Annotated in this window: 3 protein-coding genes and 1 pseudogene; 2 read left to right on the forward strand and 2 right to left on the reverse strand. The window is 65.1% G+C overall.

Annotated features, from left to right (window positions below; genetic code table 11):
• A pseudogene (locus WCE35_RS14285) lies at positions 1-206 on the reverse strand (hypothetical protein); the annotation flags it as partial.
• Positions 207-243: 37 nt separating this feature from the next.
• Entirely contained in the window at positions 244-1,536 is a 1,293-nt protein-coding gene (locus WCE35_RS14290) for an adenylosuccinate synthase (RefSeq protein ID WP_424593990.1), read from the reverse strand.
• A gap of 278 nt (positions 1,537-1,814) precedes the next feature.
• Between WCE35_RS14290 and ybaK the strand changes: the two genes are divergently transcribed.
• Both ybaK and WCE35_RS14300 read left to right on the forward strand, forming a co-directional pair.
• On the forward strand, positions 1,815-2,288 hold the full coding sequence (gene ybaK / locus WCE35_RS14295; RefSeq protein ID WP_424593991.1) for a Cys-tRNA(Pro) deacylase: 474 nt from the start codon (positions 1,815-1,817) through the stop codon (positions 2,286-2,288).
• A gap of 272 nt (positions 2,289-2,560) precedes the next feature.
• A complete protein-coding gene (locus tag WCE35_RS14300; protein ID WP_424593992.1) occupies positions 2,561-3,490 on the forward strand; it encodes a DMT family transporter in 930 nt (309 codons plus the stop codon).
• Positions 3,491-3,714: the final 224 nt, after the last annotated feature.

The following is a 3,714-nucleotide window of genomic DNA, read 5'->3' on the forward strand; positions in this document are numbered from 1 at the left end:
GCTTCGGACTCGACCTTGCGCACGGCCTCTTCCAGCGACAGCCGCTCGCGGGTGATTTCGGATTCGCTGAGGGGCGGCTGCACGCTGCGCAGCTGCGCGATCAACGCGGCTCGGGCCCGTTCATAAAGCGCACGACGGCTCTCGCCGGGAGCACTGGGGTCCAGTCCGGCAATGGCGCGGGCGATCAGCGGGTAGTAATCAGCCATATCAACTCAACGGTGCGGGCTTTGCGGTAACATTCCACTAGGCCTCGAAGGGATTCTGAACCAGGATAGTATCCTCGCGTTCCGGGCTTGTGGAAAGCAGCGCGATCGGGCAACCCACGAGTTCCTCCACCCTTCGGACATATTTAATGGCCTGGGCCGGCAAATCAGCCCATGAACGGGCGTTGGCGGTCGGCTCCTTCCAGCCCTCGATGGTCTCGTAGACCGGCACCACCCGGGCCTGGGCACCCTCGCCCGCCGGCAGATGGTCGATTTCCTTGCCGTCCAGAATATAGCCGGTGCAGACCTCGATGCTGTCGAACCCGTCGAGAATATCGAGCTTGGTCAGCGCCAGGCCGGTGATGCCGCAGGTCCGCACGGCCTGGCGCACCAGCATGGCGTCGAACCAGCCGCAGCGCCGCGGCCGGCCGGTATTGGTGCCGAACTCACGGCCGCGCTCGCCGATCCTGCGGCCGATCTCGTTATCCTGTTCGGTCGGAAACGGTCCCTGCCCGACCCGCGTTGTATACGCCTTGCAGATGCCGAGCACATAGCCGACCGCGCTCGGCCCCATGCCGGTGCCGGTCGCCGCCTGCGCCGCTACCGTATTCGACGACGTGACATAGGGATAAGTGCCGTGATCGACGTCGAGCAGCGCACCCTGCGCGCCCTCGAACAGGATCCGCTTGCCCTCGCGCCGCTTGAGGTCGAGCAGCCGCCACACCGTTTCGGCATAGGGCAACAATTTCGGCGCCAGCGCGGTCAATTCCCTCAAAATGCCGTCGCCGTCGATCTCTTCGAGGTTGAGGCCACGGCGCAGCGCGTTGTGATGCGCCAGCAGGCGCTCGATCTTGTGCGGCAGCGTATCGATATCGGCGAGGTCCATCAGTCGGATCGCGCGGCGGCCGACCTTGTCTTCATAGGCCGGCCCGATGCCGCGGCGCGTGGTGCCGATCGCGGTGACCGCGCTTGCGGATTCACGCAGCGCATCGAGCTCGCGGTGCAAGGGCAGGATCAGCGTGACGTTCTCGGCAACGCGCAGATTGTCCGGGCTGATGGCGACGCCCTGGCCCCGCAGCCTTGCGACCTCATCGAGGAAGGCCTGCGGATCGAACACCACGCCGTTGCCGATCACGGCGAGTTTCGACGGCCGCAGCACGCCGGACGGCAGCAGCGCAAGCTTGTAGGTCTCGCCATTGATGACAAGCGTGTGGCCGGCATTGTGGCCGCCCTGGAAGCGCACGACGATGTCGGCCTGCTCCGACAACCAGTCGACGATCTTGCCCTTTCCTTCGTCGCCCCACTGGGCGCCGACCACGACAACATTGGCCATTCGAAAATGTTCCCCGCAACTGTGTTGGTTCGCGCATGATCTGACGGAAAAACCGTGCCCGTCCCCGGATCATGCTTTACCGTGCCCAGCCGAAATCACGGCCGGGGCCGTTCGCATGCAAGGCCCCCCACCGGATAAAGGAACCGGGTGCGCGAAGCAAGCGGGAACGGGCTTTGGGACCGCTTTGGAAGGCCTCCAACCCATTGATATCCCCTGAAAATCTGTGGCGGCGCGCGGGCCTCGGGACCGCCGGGAAGGACAGCGAAGCGGGCGGTCAAATGGCAGCAAGCACGAGGGCTGTGCAGGCGCTGGAAGCACTTGGCGTGACGTTCACGCTGCACGCTTACGACTATGATTCCGGCGCCGACCGGATCGGTCTTCAGGCCGCCGAAGCGCTCGGCGTCGAGCCACAGCGCTTGTTGAAGACGCTGATGGCCGAGGTCGACGGCAGACCGGTCTGCGCCGTGGTGCCCTCGGACCGCGAGGTCAGCATGAAGAAACTCGCCGCCGCGTTCGGCGGCAAGACCGCCAGAATGATGCGTCCGCCCGATGCCGAACGGCTCACCGGCTATCATGTCGGCGGCATCAGCCCGTTCGGGCAGAAAAAACGCATACCGGTAGCGATCGAGCTTTCGGCGCTCGGCCAATCCAGCGTGTTCGTCAATGGCGGGCGACGCGGGTTGCAGATCGAACTCGACCCCCACGACGCCGCGAAGGCCATGGGCGCGGTCGCGCAGGGCCTGACGGCCTGAGGATGCGGCTCGGCCCTGTCAGGAAGTCCTTGGGAAAAAACGGCGGCTGATCGACCTGACCGAACAGATGGTCAGGCGTCTGGCCGCTCGCCCTCGGGGAGGCGGACTGGCCGGCCAACTTCCGCCCGGATCGCTCCCCCCGCGCATGGTCGCGATGCATCTCCGCCATTGATGCAGGCCTGAAATCCGTGTCTGTGACGGAAGGCCGGGGATACGATTCCGGCCCGGCCCAGGCGCCGGGCGGGGCCGCGGCGTCATCAACCGGGCCGTCAATGTCTGCTTCCGAATCCAACCTGCGCACCGCCTCCGGCAGATGGATCGCCAACCAGCCCTATCTCCTGCTCAGCATCACCGCGCTGTGCTGGGCCGGCAACGCCATCGTCGGCCGCCTCGCCGCCGGACATATTCCCCCGGTGACGCTGTCGTTCCTGCGCTGGTCATTGGCGTTCCTGATCATTCTCCCCTTCGCCTGGACGCATCTGGTGCGCGACTGGGGCGCGATCCGCGGCCGTCTCGGCGCCATGATCGTGCTCTCCGTCACCGGCATCGCCACCTTCAACACGCTGCAATACTGGTCGCTCGAGCACACCCAGGCGCTGAACACGCTGCTGCTGCAGTCGGCCGGCCCGCTGGTGGTCGCGATGTGGTCGCTGGTTCTGCTCGGCGTGCGGCTGACGCTCGCGCAAGCCTGCGGGATCCTGGTGTCGCTCGCAGGCGTGCTGGTGATCCTGCTGCATGGCGACCTGACCACGCTTTCCAGCATCGCGTTCAACAAGGGCGACCTGATCTTCACCGTGGCGCTCGTGATCTTCGGGCTCTACTCGGTGCTCTCGCTGAAACGCCCGGAGATCCATGGCCTGTCGTTCGTCGGCTTCACCTTCGGCTGCGGCGCGGCATGCCTGGTTCCGCCCCTCATCTGGGAATTGTTCGCGCGCCCGGTGATGCGGATCGACGCCAACAATTTGCTGACGCTGTTCTATGTCGCGGTGTTTCCATCGACGCTGGCCTACCTCTGCTTCAACCGCGGCGTTCAATTGATCGGCGCCAACCGCGCCGCGCCGTTCTTCCATGTGGTGCCGGTGTTCGGAACCATCATGTCCATCGTCTTTCTCGGCGAGCATCCGCGGTCGTTCCACTTCATCGGCTTCGCGCTGGTGCTGACCGGGGTTTTTGTGGCGTCGCGAAAACCCAGGCCGGCCTAGTCAAACGACCTCGTTGCGGTGACTTGACGCCGCAAATCCGCTATCTCTGGAACCTGCTTCGCAGGGTATGGCAATGAAAGCGCGGGCCAGCAATCTGATGATCGGAACCTTGACCCTGGCGTTGATCGCCGGGTCGTTCGCGGCGTGGCTCGGTTACCAGAAGATCGCCGGCGTCAAGCAGCGAACGCCGTTCCGGGTAATCTTCGAGGGTTCCGCCTCCGGGC

Source organism: Bradyrhizobium sp. (genome assembly GCF_049691595.1).
Taxonomy (GTDB): domain Bacteria; phylum Pseudomonadota; class Alphaproteobacteria; order Rhizobiales; family Xanthobacteraceae; genus Bradyrhizobium.

Excerpts from the sequence above, each read along its gene's own strand:
- WCE35_RS14290 (WP_424593990.1), bottom strand. The coding sequence starts at position 1,536 with ATGGCCAATGTTGTCGTGGTCGGCGCCCAGTGGGGCGACGAAGGAAAG.
- ybaK (WP_424593991.1), top strand. The coding sequence starts at position 1,815 with ATGGCAGCAAGCACGAGGGCTGTGCAGGCGCTGGAAGCACTTGGCGTG.
- WCE35_RS14300 (WP_424593992.1), top strand. The coding sequence starts at position 2,561 with ATGTCTGCTTCCGAATCCAACCTGCGCACCGCCTCCGGCAGATGGATC.